Source organism: Pseudobacteriovorax antillogorgiicola (assembly GCF_900177345.1).
GTDB lineage: Bacteria > Bdellovibrionota_B > Oligoflexia > Oligoflexales > Oligoflexaceae > Pseudobacteriovorax > Pseudobacteriovorax antillogorgiicola.
In genome coordinates, this window is the sequence record NZ_FWZT01000003.1 from 241,624 (window position 1) to 259,855 (window position 18,232).

The window sequence follows — 18,232 nt, forward strand, 5'->3', positions numbered from 1 at the left end:
GTCATGCATCCTTTCTTAGTTGGTCTGCCGTACGAAGCGCATTCGCAATAATGGTTAGAGCCGGCCCTACGCCCAAAGAGGTGGGCAACACAGAGCCATCGGCGATAAACAAGTTGTCCAACTGGTGGTGACGTCCCATAGGATCTACCACTGAATAGCGGGGATCTCGCCCCATGCGACAAGTTCCCACTTGATGAGCCAAGTGAGCATTTTCTAAAGCTCCCATACGAACCACATGCCAGGATTTCGGTAAGACTCGTTTCATCAGCTTCTTAAGCCTTTGCCCAGCTTCGTGGCCCCGATACAAATCGTAGGGATGGAATCGGTGGCTAATATCAAGGCCGCGCTTGGTCCATCGAACCCGATTGCTAGCAACCGGAAGATCTTCAACCACCATGGCCGTAGCCATAGTATGGCGATAGAGCCAACGGCTTAAAAAAGGTGGTAAAGGAACGGGACTTTTAGAAGCAATCGTCCGTGGCCCCGTAATAGGAATGTTCTGTACTAGCCCAAGCTTATGTTTAAAGTCGGTAAAGCCTTGGTAAAAATCACTTAAGGCTATCTGCTTATGAAACGTAGAACTTCCTGGGTAGACCTCACGAGATATGGAAAGGCAGACAACTCCCAGATGAAACATATAGTAGCGACCTACCAAATCGTGGGGATCAGGAATCTGTGACGACTGCAAAATATAGGGCGTGTATATCGCCCCCGCAGCTAGGACAAAGGCGTCGGCTGCAATTGATCGTATGCGTCCCTTGTAAATTAGTTCGACTTTAGTAATTTGGCGGCCCCGATAATCGAGTTTTAAAACACGGTGGCCTGGTAGCAAGGTGAGACCGCCTTGCTTTAACTGAGGCTGGATCGCACGATTATAGCTAGAGGCCCGAGCATCAGCAGGGCAAACAAAGCCTGGACACTGAGCACATCGCACGCAAACATTCGAATCTACTGCAATGGGCATATGAAAGGGTTTCAGGCCTTGGTAGTTAAACTTGTCCATAAGATCACGATTGAATGGAGCTAAGGGCATTGCTTGATGGGTATAGGGACTCTGCCGTGACGAGAGGAACGGCATCGTCATGTGATGATGTCCTGCGACGCGGAATAGATCTTCGGCTTTTTCTAAATAGGCAGATAGGTCTTCCAAAGGCCATGGCCACTGGATCAATTCCTTGGCTTGATATTTGCCATAGAAGGGCTCCAAGTCCCAGTCTGAGGGACTCGGTCTCAGCAAAGCTGCACCATAAAGGCCTGTAGACCCGCCCACCAGAGCACCAAGTAGTGGTCGCACCTGTTCGCCATTAAAATGGATCGGATCGGGTGCAGCAGCCTTATGTAGAATCATGTCTTGTTCGCTACGACCCGCAAGAGAGTCGGGCATGTGGTCGCTAGCTTCGAGGATCGCGACTTTCATACCCCGCTGGGCAAGGGCTGCGCCCATGGTTCCACCTCCTGCTCCGGAGCCGATGACAACAACATCATAGTGTTCCAACCGAAGGCCTCCCCTGCAATCTATCTGGCTGTACCTGACAAACGATCAATTGACAATCCTACAATTAATTGGGGAAGGGCTTTTACTGCCAGATACTTTAACCACTCTTACTGATATATGTAATGAAAAATTCGAGTTAAGATATTGGCAATCCGGTGAAGTCAGCTTGAAAACTTTGACATGCCAAAGTATGCTTTCTTCCATAAGTAAAACTTTCCCGTATGCCATGTCATCAAGGCAATTTAGGGAACTAACCCTACCAGGAGGAGTCTATGAGACGCTTCGATCCGAGATTGCTAGGACGCACGCTTCTAGCAGTCGGTGCCATTTCCTTGTCAGCCTGTGGCCAAAAGCCAAGTGCTGAAGTATCGCTACCCCTTGTCACAGATGTGGACCACACAGAGGTGAAGAGGCAAGCCATCGGCAATTGCTGGCTATATGCCCAAGCTTCATGGCTAGAGTCCCTTCATCAAACGGCGACCGGTCAGTCTTTTGACGCTTCCGAAAGCTATTGGACCTACTGGCACTGGTATGAGCAGATCTTAAATGCTGCCAATCGTGGTCGCAACATCCAAGAGATTCAAACCGGTGGCAACTGGTACACAGCTCAATCTCTGCTTCGTCGGTATGGAATCCTCGCTGAAGGAGATTTCATTCGCTACGATCAGGGTCGAGAAATGTCTGTTGTGCAAGGCTACGCTCAGAATTATGTAGATACTGCTTTGGCAAGTGGTGCCCTAGCAAATATTGCAGATCGCACTCCACAAAATATCAAAGCCGTGCTCAATGCTGCCTTCAGCGTAAATATGGATGAAAAGCAAGCCCTTGCTACGAGTATCTATAACTTTCAAGTTGCCACTGGCCGAGACCTCGATCAAGTAACGGTGGTTTCTGAAATCATGAACAACTGGCGGCAGTATTCTTTATCCCGCTACCAAGATGAGTCTGTGCTACGGTATGTTAAGCGTGCCCTCAATGATGGTCAGCCTGTGGTCATGTCCATGTGGGTGGATTTCCGCTACCTCAACACCGAGACTGCAACCTTTCAAGGTAGCATCTACGATCCATCGAGCGACGGTGATGGTGGACATATGGTGGTGTTAGAAGACTATGTGGTCGATCACCCTGAACTCGGAATCATAGGTGAAGGAGACATGGACGACTCGATCAAACAGAAGGCTCTAGAGGGCGAACTAGTCTACTTAAAAGCGAAAAACAGCTGGGGCACCAACCGCCCAGGCCGTGGTCTCACTGATGGCTACACCCGCTTCGACATGGAATGGCTTTTGGAAACCAGTCGCGATGAGATTGGGTACCAGTATACCAGCTTCGTTCTGCCCATCGGGATCTACTAAGATCTGGCTTTTTGCCAACTAACTCCCTTGCCTCAGTTGCGACTGAGGCTTGCACCTCGCCGCGATTCCTGTAACACTTATTCCATAAACTCGCTACCAACGTCATCATTCCCGGCTAGGAGATACTTAGCAGTGAAAGTACGATCTTTATTGCAAAGACGATCCGTAAGGGTCTTGGTGCCAGCAACGTTTGGCCTGATCGTCTATGGTAACTGGGCTGCTTACGTGAACCGCGACACCGATCACCAGTTGCTATCCGGCATCATTGAAGGCTCGCGAGCATTTACCTTTACCCTTATCGGCAACATGCTAACAGAGGCAATCTGGAGCTTGACCAGTCGTATCAAAAACCTCAAGCTTCGTATTCCAACAGCTTGTGTAATCACGTGGTGCATCATGCAGAGCATCGCTTTCACAATCCATAGCTTCATCAATCCCGACACAGCCCTACAAACCATCATGCCGTCGCTCATCATGTCAGCGATCTACGTTTCTGCTTACATGACTGGCTTGTCTCGCATTGAGGCCAAGCCAGTCTTATAAAACCTGGTTTACTAAAAGTCTTCGGCAACAAACTCCTCCTCGAAGGCGAGACCATCATAGGCAAGTGCCTGACGATTTGCAGATCGAGGATGATTCATGTCGTATCGATGTGTAAATTCCGCAAGGTAGTTAAAATTCTTTTTCGTCGTCTCATGCCACCGATCAAGTTGCACAATAACACTACCGAGCTTCTGCAAGGTATCCCTTTGCTTCACCAACTTCTCCCGCAAAAGGCGATCGTTCCGATAGCTCGGCAGAGCGCGATTCACTTTGCGAAGCATCAGCTGCCGCTGCTTTTTTGCCCAGCGAACGGCTTTTTCAACCCGATCGTAGTCTTCAGAGTTGAGATCTCTCATAGTCCGGCGGCGCTCCATAACGAAATGAAACTCGTCGAGGAGTTTTTGCTGTTGAGGCGTTCCCTTGCTGACTTTCATCAAAGCCTGGTCCAGTGAAACCAGAATTTTCTGTGAGTTTTGCAGAGTCACATTATTTGCTTGGAGCTTTTTAGTGCGTTCGATACTATCGTTGAGATGGGTTTTCATCGACAGAATCGCTCGCGTCAGCTCGTTTGGATCAAACGGTGACGATTCTGTAATACCCAGGTCAACAAGTACCTGATCGAAAGATTTAAGTGTGGTGCACGATGTTCCCAGTAAGGAAATGGCTAGACTAATGGATAGCGGTTTTAAAATATTCATTGAGCGTCCCCTCTCTTTATGTCTTTCTGTGCTTCGGTAACAATTAGGTTGTCTCAACCCAAAAAAATAAAACCAGAGCGGTTCTCCTTAATTGGCATAAGAGAATTTTTTTTGGAAAGCTTCAGGGACCTCCAGGGACTCGCGATTTCCGCTCCCTTTTGTTAAGATTTTCAACAAGTTGGTAGACATGCACAATAATAGCCGGGAAGACGGTGATTCTTAGGATGGTTTCGCATGCAATAACAGAGACTTGTTTCGAGTCCTGAAGGGAGCGTAAGATTTTAACGCCACCTCTGAAAGGATAGACCATGAAGCTGTGCATCGCCGAAGACCCAAAAGACCTACCAAACTCAACCCAAAGTTTTTTGGAAGCAAACGAGCTTTCCAACAACATTCCCCTTGGAATCCTAAATCGATTGCGAAACAACCCCAAAGCGTACCAGGGTTTCAAGCTCTACTCTCTTATCGATGACGATGATCGAACCCTAGCCTATGGCCATTGGACACCTCCTCACCCACTGGCACTTGCCGCGGCAACGCAGCCAGCAATTACAGCTTTCGCAAAAGCGATTCGCCAAGAAAACCCTCAACTTTCGGGAATCAGCGGACCAAAGGACTGTATCGAAAGGTTCTTAGAGGAATGGCCTGAATTGAAACCTAAGATTACACGAACAGAACGAATGGGCGCTTATCGTCTAGACAAAGTCGTGCCACCAAGGCCAAGTCAAGCCGTGATAGGCCCGGCTGTGGAGTCTGACCTTGACCTTGTTCTACGGTGGCGCCATGCGTTTGACCAAGACTGCCAATTGATCTCGCTCCCAGACGAAGAAGCAAAAAGTTGGGCTATCGATCGAATCGCCCACCAAGAAATCTATCTTGCTCGCGTTGGCAATGTGCCAGTGAGTAGCGCGATCGCAGGCCGTATTTTGAAAACAGGCCGGAGCGTTGGTTTTGTCTATACCCCTCCTGAACACCGAGGCTGTGGTTATGCAAGCCACCTGGTGGCAGACTTAAGCCAAAGAATCCTAAACGAGGGCTATCAGTTCTGTTGCCTCTTCACACAATTAGAAAATCTTACTAGCAATAAAATCTACCAGAATATTGGTTATCAATGGTGTGAAGAGTTTGTTCATTATCATTTTTAAAGAATTCATTATAAAAACATGTCTTTTTAGCATGTTTATTAATATAAAATTTATATTGTTCTCATATAAAGAATTAACATTTTAAAACCAACTATGCTAAAAATTGCGCGTTAATTATTTCGTCACAGGGGTTTTCAGTGAAAAATATTAAGCGCATATGGCTGATGCTACTTATGTTCGGCACGATTGGCATTGGTACTGGTTGTAAGAAAGATTCTGGCAAAGATCAACCACCTCCGGTCGTCGGACCACCCGTTGTCGAACCGCCAGTTGTCGAACCTCCCTCCCTATCATTGCTTCCTAAAACGATTACTTGTGCTCAAGAACTTGAATCCAAGACGAGTGATACCTGCGAGCTTGTCTACCAGGGAAAAGGGAAGGGCATCTATATTGAGGGAATGGTACTCAGCTACGAAAACCCCATCGAGAATGGCGGGGTATTAAGCACCGAAGACGGTAAAGTTTCCTGCGTTGGGTGTGACTGTCGCCAGGCAGCAATCGACTTGGATATCAGCCGTATCTCATGCCCTAGCGGGGTTATTTCCCCTGCCCTGATCAATGCCCACGACCACCTTTCTTGGGCTCAAGCAGAACCTGGAGACTGGGGGACCGAACGCTTTGAACACCGTAACGACTGGCGAGGTGGTAAACGCGGCCATAACAAAGTGCGCGTTCCTGGTAGCGGCGGTATCGTAGATAAAAGTCTTGGCGAGATCCGGCAGCTGATGACTGGAACAGTAACCATGGCTGGCTCCGGTTCCGCTCCTGGTTTCGTTAGAAATGCTGATGATTTTCGCTATATGGAAGGTTTAACTTCAGCTCCTATCGCCTACCAAACATTTCCACTAGAAAGCGGTGGCGACTACGCCTTCGTAACTGACGACTGTTCCTATTCAAAGGCAGACTCGCTGAATCGTTACGAACTTGGTACCCACCTGATGCACGTTGGCGAGGGGATCGACGACGCAGCGCGGAACGAATACCTTTGCTTAAGCTCTGCTGACAAAGGTGGACGAGATGTCACTGCACCTAACAACTCATACGTTCACGCGATCGCTTTGAATGCCCCCGATGCCGAAGCGTTGGCTCGGGACGGAACGTCTGCGGTATGGTCGCCGAGATCCAACATCGCCCTTTATGGTAATACCGCGCCCGTCACCATGTATAAGAACCTGGGAGTCAATATCGCCTTGGGTACTGATTGGACTCCCAGTGGCTCGGCTCATATGCTGCGGGAACTCCAATGTGCTGATCACCTCAATGAAAACTTTTTTAATAAGTCTTTCAACGACTACGAGCTGTGGCTGATGGCCACTGCTAATGGGGCTTCAGCTCTCAAGATGGAAAAGGAAATCGGCCGACTGCACAAGGGTCAATGGGCTGATATCGCTATATTCAAAGCTCTACCCGATAGCAACCCCTATCGCTCTGTGATCGATAGCGATGCTAGCAAGACGATTGCAGTGCTGCGTGCAGGTAATATGCTTTATGGCGATGCTGCTTTACTCGCTGCCTTGCAGGGCGATAGCTGCGAAACGATTCCGGGAGACGTGTGTGGAGTCGCCAAACGGCTTTGCTACAGCCAAGAAGCGTCAGTTCTCCAAAGTGAGAAGGAACTCACCAACCTTTCGAAGTTCATGGAAGACGTTGCTGAAAAGTATCCCATGTTTTTCTGTGGTGTTCCAGACAAGGAACCGAGCTGTGACCCCCTTCGCGAAGGTGAGTATGGTGAAGCTAAATCCGACCTTGATCTGGACCAAGACGGCGTCAACGATGATGTAGATAATTGCCCGAACGTCTTTAATCCGATTCGCCCCTTCGAAGGTGACAAGCAGGGTGATCACGACGGTGATGGCTTTGGCGATGCTTGTGACGTTTGCCCCATGGCAGCAGGCAACAATCAGGCCTGTCCATCAGGAAACCCACTTGACCGAGACCTAGATAAAGTTGTCGATCTTGTTGACAACTGCTCTCTCAAATCAAACCCAGATCAAGGTGATGGAGACAAAGATGGGTTTGGTGATAGCTGCGATCTGTGCCTTAGCTTTCCTAATAGCGACGGCACCGCCTGCCCTGTAGGAAGCATTCGAACTTTGAAAAACTACAATGCTCAGCTCCCGCAAAACGAAATCAGTATTGGCGCTAAGGTATCTCTTCAGGGTGTCGTTACAGGAGTTTCTGACATCGGCTATTACATTCAGGACCTCCCTGACGAAAATCGTGAGCCCTTAGAGTCAGCAGGTATCTTTGTTTATGTGAATAAGGACGCTAAACCTGAAGCGGGCCAGGTTTTAAAGCTAGAGGGTGAGTTTGGACAATTCTTTGAGCAGCTCCAACTAAGCCAAATTTCTAAGACTGAACTTGTTGGCGAAGGCGTCATCGTCGAGCCAACCTCAGTTTCAGCTGCTGAATTCGTTGATCCTGTTATTAGTAATAAAATCGAAGGTATGCTGATTAAAATCGCCGACGAGGGTGAAGTAACTATTAAGGACCCAGAGGATAGCGAAAGACCGTTCGAGGGCTTTTTCCTCAATGGTGTGATCCCTGTAAGCCGTGATTTAGGTGATTACGATATTCCTTTCGAAGGAGATATTGTGCGAGTTGCAGGGATCGCTCGCATGTCATTTGGCAGATTGCAGCTAGATCCTCGGGACTCTGATGATCTGAGTGTGGTAAGCCAAGCACCATCGTCACTAGACAGCTTCAATGCGAGTCTAATTTATCTCGAAACTGACTACCCTGAAGCTGAATCCATACTTAAGATTCGGTTGGATCGCCCTAGTCTCGACCCCGTGACAGTTCAACTTCGAGCTTCCGACGCAAATGTAATTGAATTTGATGAGTTCCTGACGATCCCTGCCAATGCAGACGAGGTCTTCGTTCCTCTTAAGGGTCTGAAAGCTGTTACAGAGCCGATTCAACTTATTGCAACCTTGGGCAACCAAGAGATCACGACAGACATTTTGGTGGTCAAAGAGTTAATGCCTGTTTTGTTGACCCCTGATACCAATCTATGGAGCGCCTTGAGAGGTAGCACGCTGGAAATTCCCCTTAAAACCGACCTTCCTAGCTCTTTGGGCCGCGGTGGTGAGGCTGTCAGCTTAGGGATTAACCCCGATAATGCTGGGCTCGTCGCCGATCCTGACAGTTTGATGATTGCACCTGGCAACAATGAAACTACTCTAAAGCTTCAAGCGGCACAGGAAGGTCAGTATCAACTAACCCTTGGTTTGAATGGCAGTGAAATTCAGTTGACCGTAACGGTGACTGGCCGCGACCTTCTGATTACTGAAGTCTTCAATAATCCTGAAGGTAACGACTTGGACCGCGAGTGGGTCGAATTATATAACATGGGAAGCCGAGATATCGACTTGCAGAATTACAGCCTCGGTCACGGTGGTACCAACTATTTATACGGACGGTATCAGCTGCGAGGAGTGATCCCAGCAGGTGGCTGTATAGTTGTTGGCGGTCCAGGCAGTGTTGATGCCAATGGCAACCCAAGCTTTGCTCTTGCCCAAGATTTCAAGCCGGATATCCAAAACGGTGGTGATAAAGCCGATGGCATCGCACTCTTCAATACCAAAGCCAATGACATCAAAGAAGACACTCCAGTCCTTGATGCTCTAATCTATGGGAAGACTAACAGCAACAATCTAGTAGACGAATCAGGGACGGCTCCTGAACCACACGTTAAGACGGCCCCAAGTGGCCACAGTTATGTGAGAACTACTGATGGGTGGCAAACCAGTGAGGTATCGACTCCTGGAAAATGCGAACTAGTCGCGGCCCCCTAAAAACAAAGCCAAAGCACCTTCCACCGCCCCTTTTCCAATAGAGAGGGGCGGTTTCCTATCTTTCATACCCGTAATTTAGATATGCTCAAGACCAGCTAGCGATTTCTTGCTTTGGGTTAATTTTGTAGCCATTTGGTACAAGATTCCCCCTCCGCGTATCGACATCGCCTCGTGAAAAACCTTATGCTCGCTCTGGTCAAAAATAAATTCGATGTAATGAACCTAATAAATCTAGGTAAAGGGACTGCTACGCCCAACGGGGGAGTATCTTTCGTATCAGGCAGGCCCGACACTAAAGGAGGAGTCATGACGCTCGATCGTAACAAACTTGTAGGACTAAGTTTTCTTATCATGTCACCGGTAGCTATTGGCGCAAACTATGGCGAAGCGCTACAAAAATCCATTTACTTTTACGAAGCTCAGCAATCTGGTGTACTTCCCGATTGGAACCGCGTGGAGTGGCGTGGAGATTCAGCCCTCAGCGATGGCCAAGACGTAGGTATTGATCTCACAGGAGGATGGTTTGATGCTGGAGACCATGTGAAATTCGGCTTGCCCATGGCAGCATCCACCACCATGCTTGCCTGGGGATATATTGAATATCCGGAAGCTTACCAAAGGAGCCAGCAGGAAACCCACCTGAAAAACAATCTTCGTTTCGTTGGTGATTATTTCATCAAAGCCCATCCCGAACCCAATGTTCTTTGGGGTCAAGTCGGCAACGGTAGCAAAGACCACGCCTGGTGGGGACCTGCTGAAGTGATGCCGATGGAGCGACCATCTTATAAGATTGATGCTTCCTGCCCTGGTTCTGAGCTAGCAGGAGAAACCTCTGCTGCCATGGCCTCGTTGTCTATGATCTTCCGCAAAGATGATCCAGACTACGCTGCTACACTTTTGCAACATAGTAAGGAGCTATATAGCTTCGCTTACGATTATCGAGGCAAGTATAGCGACTGTATTACCGATGCCCAAGGATATTACAACTCTTGGAGCGGCTACGAGGATGAGCTAGTTTGGTCTGCGTTGTGGCTTTATCGAGCGACAGGAGATAAGTTTTATCTCAAACGAGCCCAAGAGGATTATGAAAATCTGAATACCGAAAATCAAAGTGAACTCAAGTCTTATAAATGGACTCAAGCCTGGGATGACAAGTCCTATGGATCTTATGTTCTGATGGCAAAGCTAAGCAACGGTGCTAAGTATCAAGAGGACGCTGAACGGTGGCTTGATTATTGGACAGTGGGTTTTGAAGGCAATCGTATTGCATACACTCCAGGTGGCCTAGCTTACCTGGATACATGGGGACCGACACGATATGCAGCGAATACTGCGTTTTTAGCTCTTATTTATTCTGACTATCTTAAAAATGCCAAAGCCGATCAGGAAAAAGCTACTCGCTATTATGATTTTGCTGTGAGCCAGATGGAATACATACTGGGTAAGAACCCAGCAAATATCTCCTTTCAGATCGGCCTCGGTGACAACTACCCTAAGAACCCCCATCATCGTACCGCCCATGGCGCTTGGACTAATAACCTTCAGCAACCCGAGCAGTCTCGACATCTATTGGTCGGCGCTCTGGTGGGTGGTCCCAACCGCAACGATGGTTACGAAGATGATCGTGGTGACTATATCCTTAATGAGGTCGCAACCGATTACAATGCCGGCTTTACCTCTGCCTTAGCACGGCTTTATCTTGATTTCGGCGGCGATCCAATTCCCGAGAAACAATTCCCACCAAAAGAAGAAAAAGATTTAGAGTTCTTTGTCGAAGCTAAGGTTAACTCACAGGGACCTCGATACATTGAAATCGCCGCTCGTGTTCACAATCGTAGTGCCTGGCCTGCACGAAACGCCAAAAATCTAGCTCTACGCTACTACGTAGACCTTACTGAGGAGCTGGCCTTGGGCTACAAGCCTTCTGACATTAAGGTTTCAACCGCCTATAGCCAGGCCACATCCGTTTCGCCACTAACTCTAGTAGGCAAAGGCATCTATTATATCGAGATATCTTTTGAAGGCGTCAACATTTTCCCTGGAGGCCAATCTGAGTCTAAAAAAGAGGTACAGTTCCGCCTATCCTTACCCAGTAACACGAACACTCCAGAATGGAGCAATGATCAAGATCCATCCTGGGATGCCTATGGCAGCCAGTATAAGAACGCGGAAAAGATTGTCCTGTTCGATGGTGAGCAGCTCGTATGGGGCAAAATGCCCTAGTCTAGGCCCGTCACTCATGGAATAGTATCAAGTATTTTGAAACCCTTCATGAAAGCAGGGGCCAGTTCAGGCTCCTGCTTTTTTCCGAAACCCCTTATCAAAGGGTTCATTTTTGATGCGGAGTCGAAAAAGATCAAATATTTTTGATTTAGGCTCAAAAGCTGAGGCCCTCTAACCCCAAGGAATTCCGTTCCATATAGTCTATAATAACTACCTCAAGGTAAGTATTCAAGGCCTTCCCCTTTCGATTTTGAAGATATATCATTCGTATTATCAATTACTTGTGTCTGCAACTAAATATTTCTTGGATTTTGTCGAACATATGATTTATATTTTCGAACGGTTGATTAATTCAAACAAACGTTTGATCCGGAGCCTAGGAGTTATTGATGAAGTATTTTTTCGGATTGTTGGTCGTGTTGAGCTACGGCTCCCACGGTTTCTCTTTGACCCTCGACGAGGCCGTGCAGAAGGGTCTTGCCACTAGTGAAGACCTTACCATAAGGAAGCTAGAAATTGATCTCTATAAGGAAAACCTCAGCGAGATCCAAAGCACCCTGTACCCCAAGATCAGCGGTAGCGCCCAATTCATGCACTATCTGGAAAAGCCAGTCATAACGATTCCCGAAGGCACCCTACCCGCCGAGTTACCATTTTCAGTTCCCGATGAGATTCCCATTGCCCAGGATTATGCGGGTGAAGCCTCCCTTACCGTACAGCAAGTGATTTATACTTTTGGTGCGATATCAAAAGGGATTGAAGCTGCTCGTCAAAGCATTAATCTCGGCAAGACTGTAGAAGAGTCTGCGCAAGACGATCTTCGCGAGGCGATCAAGAACGCCTACTTTGATGCTCTAGCGGCAGATAGAGCCCTGCAAATCGCCCGAGACTCACTAAAAAATGCTAAAGAGAGCGAGGCTTTGCTGAGCCAAGGGGTTCGCGGCGGACGGTCTTCGCAATCAGATCTGATTCGAATTCGTTCCGATATCCAGATTCGCCGACCTGCAGTGACGCAAAAGAAACTACAACGAGACTTAGCCTATGACTACCTCCGGTTTCTTATTGGAGCCAAAAAAGATGAGCCGCTCAAGCTAAGTGAGAAGCTACAAGTCTCCAGAAAAGTTCCCACCTCATCTGAACTAGAAAGTAAGATGATTGCGAACCAACCAAAATTGAAGGCACTACAACAAAAAGCTGATCTTTTTCGAGCGTCTGCAGCTGCTACCGAGGCTAGTTTTAACCCGACTCTCGCAGCATTCGGCAACCTCACTGTCAATGCACAATCAGAAGATATCAATGCAGATAACTTGCAGACAGTTTCAGCCATCGGCCTACAGTTGAACTTCAAGCTCTACGACGGTGGTACCAATTCATCCCAAAAACAGCAGCAGATGATCGAATCCAAAAAGGCTGAGCAAGAGTTGAAACTAAGCTCAAGACAGCTGAAACTCGGTCTGAATAGAGCCTTAGCATCGGTTAACACTTTAAAAGAAATTCTTGCCGAAATCGACCAGGCTCTCACCCTAGCAGATCGATCTTATAAGATTTCACTAAAGCGATTTCGAGTTGGTCAAACCACGCCTTTAGAGCTTAATGATGTTGAACGGAGTCTGACTCAGCTCAAAGAAACACGCCTCGATGCTTTGCTTAAACTTAACAAGGCCTATGTAACCATTGAAAAACTTACAGGAGTGGCTATCTAATGAATGTCCGAACCCTTGTCCATGGTGTGAGCTATGTGGTGGTTACGATCGGTGCTTTGGCAGCTATCAACTACCAGAAAGATGTAATTGTTGCCAAAAGAAGCAAGGCTATTCCTAGTTTCACAGGGCAGTACCAAGATCATGGAGTCCCTGTCGAGACCTTTAATGTAGAAAAGCAAAATGTCACCTTTCAGAAGAAACTGACGGTCACCCCAAGTGGCAAACGTGGCTTCGAGGCTCTAGTGGATCGCGAAACCCTTAAAGTCACCGAAATAGGCCGCAAGGTAAAAGTCTATAATGGTGACCGAATCTATCGAGGTCAAGTTTCTCGGGTGAGTAATACTCTCGACCTAGCTACAGGTTTATATCCCATCAGAATAAAATCAAATGATGAGATCCAATCCGATTGGGCCTGGTTTGAAGCTGATCTTGAAATCCCATTCGAGAAAAAAGAGATCGTGATACCCATTGAGATTGTTTGGTCTGTAGACAAGAAGCCATATGTATGGCGCATCGAGAATGGTCAGGCCAAGCGGTCTGATGTTGAACTTGGTTATTCAGATGGCTATCAAGCAGTGGTGAAGTCGGGGGTGATCGCTGGAGATATTCTTATCAAGAGTAAAACCGAACTCCTGTCTGATGATGTTCGTGTACGTATCGCCCAAGCTACAGGAGAATAAGGCATGATAGAATTTTTCGTACGGCGACCCGTTTCCACGCTCATGAGCGTGATGTTCTTTGTTCTAATTGGAATTGTGTCTTACTTTAATCTTAATATTGAAAAAGATCCTAGTATCGATTTTCCCATTGTGAGTGTCCGAGTCATCTATCCTGGAGCCTCTCCTGAAGACGTGGAAGAGCAAGTTCTCAAGAAGATCGAGGATTCAGTCGTCGAAGTATCCGAAATCAAAAAGATCGAGAGCCAAGCTTATGAAAGCTTCGGAGTGGTGATCGTTGAGTTCAACTTGGGTGTGAATCTAGATACCAAGTCAATCGAAGTGAAGGATAAGGTCGAAGCTATTTTAAATGATCTACCTTCCGCCATCGAAAAACCCATTATCGAGAAGGTCAACCCTTTCTCGCAGCCGGTAATGGAGATCGCTCTTACCAGTAGTAAGCATTCAGGGCTGGAGCTATATGACTTCGCTGACAACCGATTGCGCGGTATGCTTACCTCAGTGAAAGGTCTAGCGGGCCTCGATATTAGGGGCGGCCGTCAAAGAGAGATTTCAGTGCGTCTTGATGCTGAGTTGATGATTGAACGGTTTATTACAATCACTGATGTCATTAATTCAATGAAACGTTACAACGTTAACTTCCCTGGTGGTTCCGTAGACGAGAAAGACAGTTACTATAACGTTCGTTTCTTTGGCGAATTTGAAACTGTTGATGAAATCCGATCCATGGTCCTAACCACCCGAGAAGGTGAGCAGTTCAAGCTCTCAGACGTAGCACGGGTCGAGGATAGCTATAAAAAAGTAGTCGAGGACTCCCGCTTCAACGGCGATAAGGTTGTTCTGATGTCACTTCGGAAGACAACCGACGGTAACGCGGTAGAGATTACCAATCAAATTGAGCAGCTCTGGCCAAATCTTGAGGAAGTTCTAGAAGAAGGCATGGGTCTTACAGTAGCATCTGAAACCACATCGGCTATTATCCGGCAAACGGACGAAACCATCGTCAATATTTTGGTTGGTATCGGCCTCACCGTTTTAGTACTTCTATTTTTCACAGGCAACTTTTCGCTTACATTGATCGCTTCGTTGGTGATACCCGCTTCCATTGTATCTTCCATTTTTCTTGTTGACGCCTCACAGTTCTCAATTAACTCGATGACCCTCTTGGCGATTGCAACTGCCCTAGGGACTTTGATTGCGAACGCCATCGTTATCCTTGAAAGTATCCTCAAAAACATCGATGACGGTAAAGACTCCAAACAAGCAGCTATCGATGGCACCAAGCAAGTTGCTGCGGCAATCGTCGCAGCTAGTGGTACGAACTTAGTCGTATTTACACCCATCGCTTTCATGGGTGGTATCGTCGGTCAATTCATGATTCAGTTCGGACTCACTGTAGTATTCCTAACTATTTTCTCTATCTTTGCATCTTTCACATTGACGCCGATGCTCGCTGGGGTTCTTCTTTCCGATAAGAAGTCTGGTAAGAAAAGCTTCATCCTACAGGTGAGTGATAAGCTAATCGAGTTTCTCCTCCGTGAATATAAATTTCTCTTTGAAGGCATCATGAAAGCCCCCTGGGCATTCATCCTAATTTCCATCGGCCTTCTTTTTGGTTCGTTAAAGTTGGTTCCCTACATCGGGAACGAATTTATCCCAGGCTCTGACTTGGACCGAATTCAGATCAAGCTTCAAACCCCCAGCGGCTCGACCTTTGAAAAAACCGAGTCTGTTGTTGCAGAAGTTGAGCAGGTGTTAAACGGCAAGATAGAAATCGAATCCGTGGTTTCTAAGCTTGGTGAAAACGGGACTGAAAACGCCGATGTGATCGTGAACCTCAAGCCTTCTGCCGAAAGACAGAAGTCAGATATGGATCTCATCAACGAATGGATACCGCTACTCGCTCGCATACCTGACGCGGAGTTTGAACTCAAACGCGGTAGTAGCGCTCTTCAGGCTGATATTGTTATCAATGTTACCGGCTACCAGTACGACAAGATGGTTGACCTTTCGAAGAAGGTTGAAGAGATCCTTCAAGGCACCGGCTACTTTCGAACTCTTAAATCAAGCTACCGCCAACCCAAAAGAGAATTTCGCTTTATTCCAGATCAGGAGAAGCTCCGATTCTATGGCGTTTCCAACATTCAGCTAGCTCAAACCATCAGGGCATCCATCTATGGAGACGACTCTAATAAGTTCAAAGACGGTGGGGAAGAATATGATGTACTTATTGAACTGAGTCGTCGATTTAAGGACAACCAGAAAGCCCTGGAGTCTATTTTCATTACCTCCAAGAAGGGTATGATACCCATTTCGAAACTGGGTACGATCAAGCGCTTGCCTACAGTGACAAGCCTCAAGCGCCGTGACCGCAACAGAATCATTGCGATCGAGGGCTATCTATCGAAGGGAACGGCTGGGGAAGTACAAAATCTTGTTGCCGATAAGCTAGCAGCAGTCCAATGGCCAGCAGGTTACGGATTCTACTATGCTGGTAACGCTGAAACCCAGGCTGAGTCTCAAAGAGAGATTGCCAAGTCTTTCCTTCTCGCAACGATTCTAACCTACATGGTTTTGGCTGGGATTATGAATAGCATGCTCCACCCATTTACCATCGCAACCTCGATACTCACATCGTTCTCTGGAGTTTTTGTACTGCTTTTCTTCCTAGAAGAATCGATCAATATCGCTTCGATGTTGGCCATGATCATGTTGGTTGGCCTGGTGGTGAACAATGCGATTCTACTTCTCGAATTCACAATGTCTAAAATCGAGGAGGGGGTACCCATCAAAGAAGCCCTATGGCTGGCTGTGGAAGATAAATTTAAAGCAATTATGATGACATCAATCGCGATTATTGCTGGTGCCCTGCCTCAGTTGAGCGCGATAGAAGGAACCAAGTCGTCGATGGGGGCTGTGTTGATCGGTGGTATGCTCGGCTCGATTCTATTCACATTTATCATGACGCCTGCGCTTTTCTACTACTTTGAGAAGCTGGGTCAAGGTGTTAAGAAACTGACAAGTCGATCGTAGCAAGACCAAGGGGCCTCTGGCCCCTGCTGTTCGGGTGCACATCAGAAAGGGAAATAATATGACTATGAAAATCGAAGGAGATAGCCGTTCCCGAGTTCGCATTGCCGCGACCAAGCTTTTCGCTGCTCATGGCTACGGCAGGACCACTACAAAACAGATCTGTGAGCTAGCAGGAGCGAATATCAGCTCAGTTAACTACTACTTTAATAGCAAACTTGATCTCTATCGGGAAATCCTCTCATCATTTCTCAAAGGTAGTGGCCAGCTGCTCGATAGTCTCCTTAAATCCTGTGATAGCGCTGAAGAATTCCGTTTTCGATATACCCTATTCCTAGAGCAGTTTTTAGATCGGTGCCTCAACGAAATAGAAACCACGACTTTAATTCTTCGAGAAGCGGAAATGCTTAGCCAGGAAACGCAGGATATCTTTGAAACCTTTATGGAAAACAAGCATCTTTTTCAGTTTTTAAAAGAAGGTCAGAGAAACGGTTTTATAAAGGCGGATATAGATGTAGACTGTCTCGCAAAACTAGTCTGGGGTCAGGTCATGAATGTTCTTAGATTTAGTAAATTTGAACTTCAGTATCATGGCAAAGACATTCATGACCCTAAGTATCGACTCCACTGGGTTAAACAGATCGTCGAGATTACCCTAGTCGGCAGTCTCACAAACTTTACTCCTCAATCAGCTGACAGCATTCAAGAATCTATGGCATCGGAATCCTGAACCGTTACTGGATCTCCATGCCCTTAAACTTTTGGGATTCATCGGTCTACCCAAGGATATGATGGATGATTTTAGTAGCTTCCATCCACAGCACTATTCATATCAAACCAACTGGTTTGGTTGATTGAATTCACATAGTCTAGCACTCTTCGCCGAGTCAGGAGGCCGATGACCGCGCTACTCTCATTTACCACCGGGTAGGCATGATACCAGTTGTCGATAAAGGCCTGCACAGCATCGAATAGGCTACAATTTGCTTGAAGGACTTTCACATTGCTCGTCATGTAGTCCTCAACAGTTCCCGGAAAGCCATTGAAGTATCTTAGATTCGTTACAAGCTTTAGGCAATCCTTTTGAGATAGAAATCCAACTGGATTGCGCCTTTGGTTCAAGACGGGAGCTCCTGTTTGATGAGAGCGGACGATCTTTTGAATAGCATCATCGATACACTCATCGGGATCAACCGATACGAAACGCCTGCTCATCACCTCTTTCACTGTTACCATAAGTTGGTTCGAATCCTTTTTTAGAATTCTCCTGGGATGGTAGTTCATAAGCTACACCTCATTTTTATTGGTTTGGTCTTCTATAAGAATTACATTCTAAATCAATAAAAGTGAAAGAAAACTCGCCAATCCTTACATTAATTAACCGTCGACTAGGAAATTCCGCTTAGTAAAAACCATAAAGACACAAACAAATCAGTGGATTTCGGAAGCAATAACAGTTTGTTTTTCTTAACTCAGAGACTTAGCTCGCCAGTCTCAAAACTGTGATTTTCTATTTAGAAGAGCTAAATTTAGCATCATTCAGCCGGTAAAAAGCTCTCTAACATT

Annotated in this window: 12 protein-coding genes; 9 read left to right on the forward strand and 3 right to left on the reverse strand. The window is 46.9% G+C overall.

The genetic code is table 11. The features are described from left to right. Position 1: 1 nt before the first annotated feature. On the reverse strand, positions 2–1,495 hold the full coding sequence (locus B9N89_RS05490) for a GMC oxidoreductase (protein WP_132316033.1): 1,494 nt from the start codon (positions 1,493–1,495) through the stop codon (positions 2–4). 272 nt (positions 1,496–1,767) lie between these two features. Here B9N89_RS05490 and B9N89_RS05495 point away from each other — a divergent pair, with 272 nt between their 5' ends. Together B9N89_RS05495 and B9N89_RS05500 are read left to right on the forward strand one after the other, a co-directional pair. Next, complete coding sequence (locus tag B9N89_RS05495) at positions 1,768–2,850, forward strand: C1 family peptidase (RefSeq protein ID WP_132316031.1); 1,083 nt, start codon at positions 1,768–1,770, stop codon at positions 2,848–2,850. 132 nt (positions 2,851–2,982) lie between these two features. Next, a complete protein-coding gene (locus B9N89_RS05500) occupies positions 2,983–3,393 on the forward strand; it encodes a hypothetical protein (protein WP_132316029.1) in 411 nt (136 codons plus the stop codon). An 11-nt stretch (positions 3,394–3,404) separates the two neighbouring features. Here B9N89_RS05500 and B9N89_RS05505 read toward each other — a convergent pair whose 3' ends face one another. Continuing rightward, positions 3,405–4,091 (reverse strand): hypothetical protein, encoded by a 687-nt coding sequence (locus tag B9N89_RS05505; RefSeq protein ID WP_132316027.1) that lies wholly within the window; start codon positions 4,089–4,091, stop codon positions 3,405–3,407. A 308-nt stretch (positions 4,092–4,399) separates the two neighbouring features. Here B9N89_RS05505 and B9N89_RS05510 point away from each other — a divergent pair, with 308 nt between their 5' ends. The 7 genes from B9N89_RS05510 (at position 4,400) to B9N89_RS05540 (ending at position 17,396) form a co-directional block, all read left to right on the forward strand. Then, entirely contained in the window at positions 4,400–5,236 is an 837-nt protein-coding gene (locus tag B9N89_RS05510; protein WP_132316025.1) for a GNAT family N-acetyltransferase, read from the forward strand. A 137-nt stretch (positions 5,237–5,373) separates the two neighbouring features. Beyond that, positions 5,374–9,033, forward strand: coding sequence for a lamin tail domain-containing protein (locus B9N89_RS05515; protein WP_132316023.1), 3,660 nt, complete (start codon positions 5,374–5,376; stop codon positions 9,031–9,033). Positions 9,034–9,339: 306 nt separating this feature from the next. Continuing rightward, positions 9,340–11,256 carry a glycoside hydrolase family 9 protein gene (locus tag B9N89_RS05520; RefSeq protein ID WP_132316021.1) on the forward strand — a complete coding sequence of 639 codons (1,917 nt, stop codon included), beginning with the start codon at positions 9,340–9,342 and terminating at the stop codon, positions 11,254–11,256. A 389-nt stretch (positions 11,257–11,645) separates the two neighbouring features. Then, a complete protein-coding gene (locus B9N89_RS05525) occupies positions 11,646–12,959 on the forward strand; it encodes a TolC family protein (protein ID WP_132316019.1) in 1,314 nt (437 codons plus the stop codon). Then, a complete protein-coding gene (locus tag B9N89_RS05530; RefSeq protein ID WP_132316017.1) occupies positions 12,959–13,639 on the forward strand; it encodes an efflux RND transporter periplasmic adaptor subunit in 681 nt (226 codons plus the stop codon). The genes B9N89_RS05525 and B9N89_RS05530 overlap by 1 nt, the downstream gene beginning before the upstream one ends. Before the next feature lie 3 nt (positions 13,640–13,642). Continuing rightward, positions 13,643–16,669 (forward strand): efflux RND transporter permease subunit, encoded by a 3,027-nt coding sequence (locus B9N89_RS05535; RefSeq protein WP_132316015.1) that lies wholly within the window; start codon positions 13,643–13,645, stop codon positions 16,667–16,669. 58 nt (positions 16,670–16,727) lie between these two features. After that, the gene (locus B9N89_RS05540; protein ID WP_132316013.1) at positions 16,728–17,396 is read left to right on the forward strand and encodes a TetR/AcrR family transcriptional regulator; all 669 of its coding nucleotides are present in this window, start codon (positions 16,728–16,730) and stop codon (positions 17,394–17,396) included. Positions 17,397–17,467: 71 nt separating this feature from the next. Here B9N89_RS05540 and B9N89_RS05545 read toward each other — a convergent pair whose 3' ends face one another. Beyond that, complete coding sequence (locus B9N89_RS05545; protein WP_132316011.1) at positions 17,468–17,950, reverse strand: CBS domain-containing protein; 483 nt, start codon at positions 17,948–17,950, stop codon at positions 17,468–17,470. Positions 17,951–18,232 lie beyond the last annotated feature (282 nt).

Bases quoted from the DNA above. Each gene is read 5' to 3' on its own strand.
- B9N89_RS05495 (WP_132316031.1), top strand. From the start codon at position 1,768: ATGAGACGCTTCGATCCGAGATTGCTAGGACGCACGCTTCTAGCAGTC.
- B9N89_RS05505 (WP_132316027.1), bottom strand. From the start codon at position 4,091: ATGAATATTTTAAAACCGCTATCCATTAGTCTAGCCATTTCCTTACTG.
- B9N89_RS05510 (WP_132316025.1), top strand. From the start codon at position 4,400: ATGAAGCTGTGCATCGCCGAAGACCCAAAAGACCTACCAAACTCAACC.
- B9N89_RS05520 (WP_132316021.1), top strand. From the start codon at position 9,340: ATGACGCTCGATCGTAACAAACTTGTAGGACTAAGTTTTCTTATCATG.
- B9N89_RS05525 (WP_132316019.1), top strand. From the start codon at position 11,646: ATGAAGTATTTTTTCGGATTGTTGGTCGTGTTGAGCTACGGCTCCCAC.
- B9N89_RS05530 (WP_132316017.1), top strand. From the start codon at position 12,959: ATGAATGTCCGAACCCTTGTCCATGGTGTGAGCTATGTGGTGGTTACG.
- B9N89_RS05535 (WP_132316015.1), top strand. From the start codon at position 13,643: ATGATAGAATTTTTCGTACGGCGACCCGTTTCCACGCTCATGAGCGTG.
- B9N89_RS05540 (WP_132316013.1), top strand. From the start codon at position 16,728: ATGACTATGAAAATCGAAGGAGATAGCCGTTCCCGAGTTCGCATTGCC.
- B9N89_RS05545 (WP_132316011.1), bottom strand. From the start codon at position 17,950: ATGAACTACCATCCCAGGAGAATTCTAAAAAAGGATTCGAACCAACTT.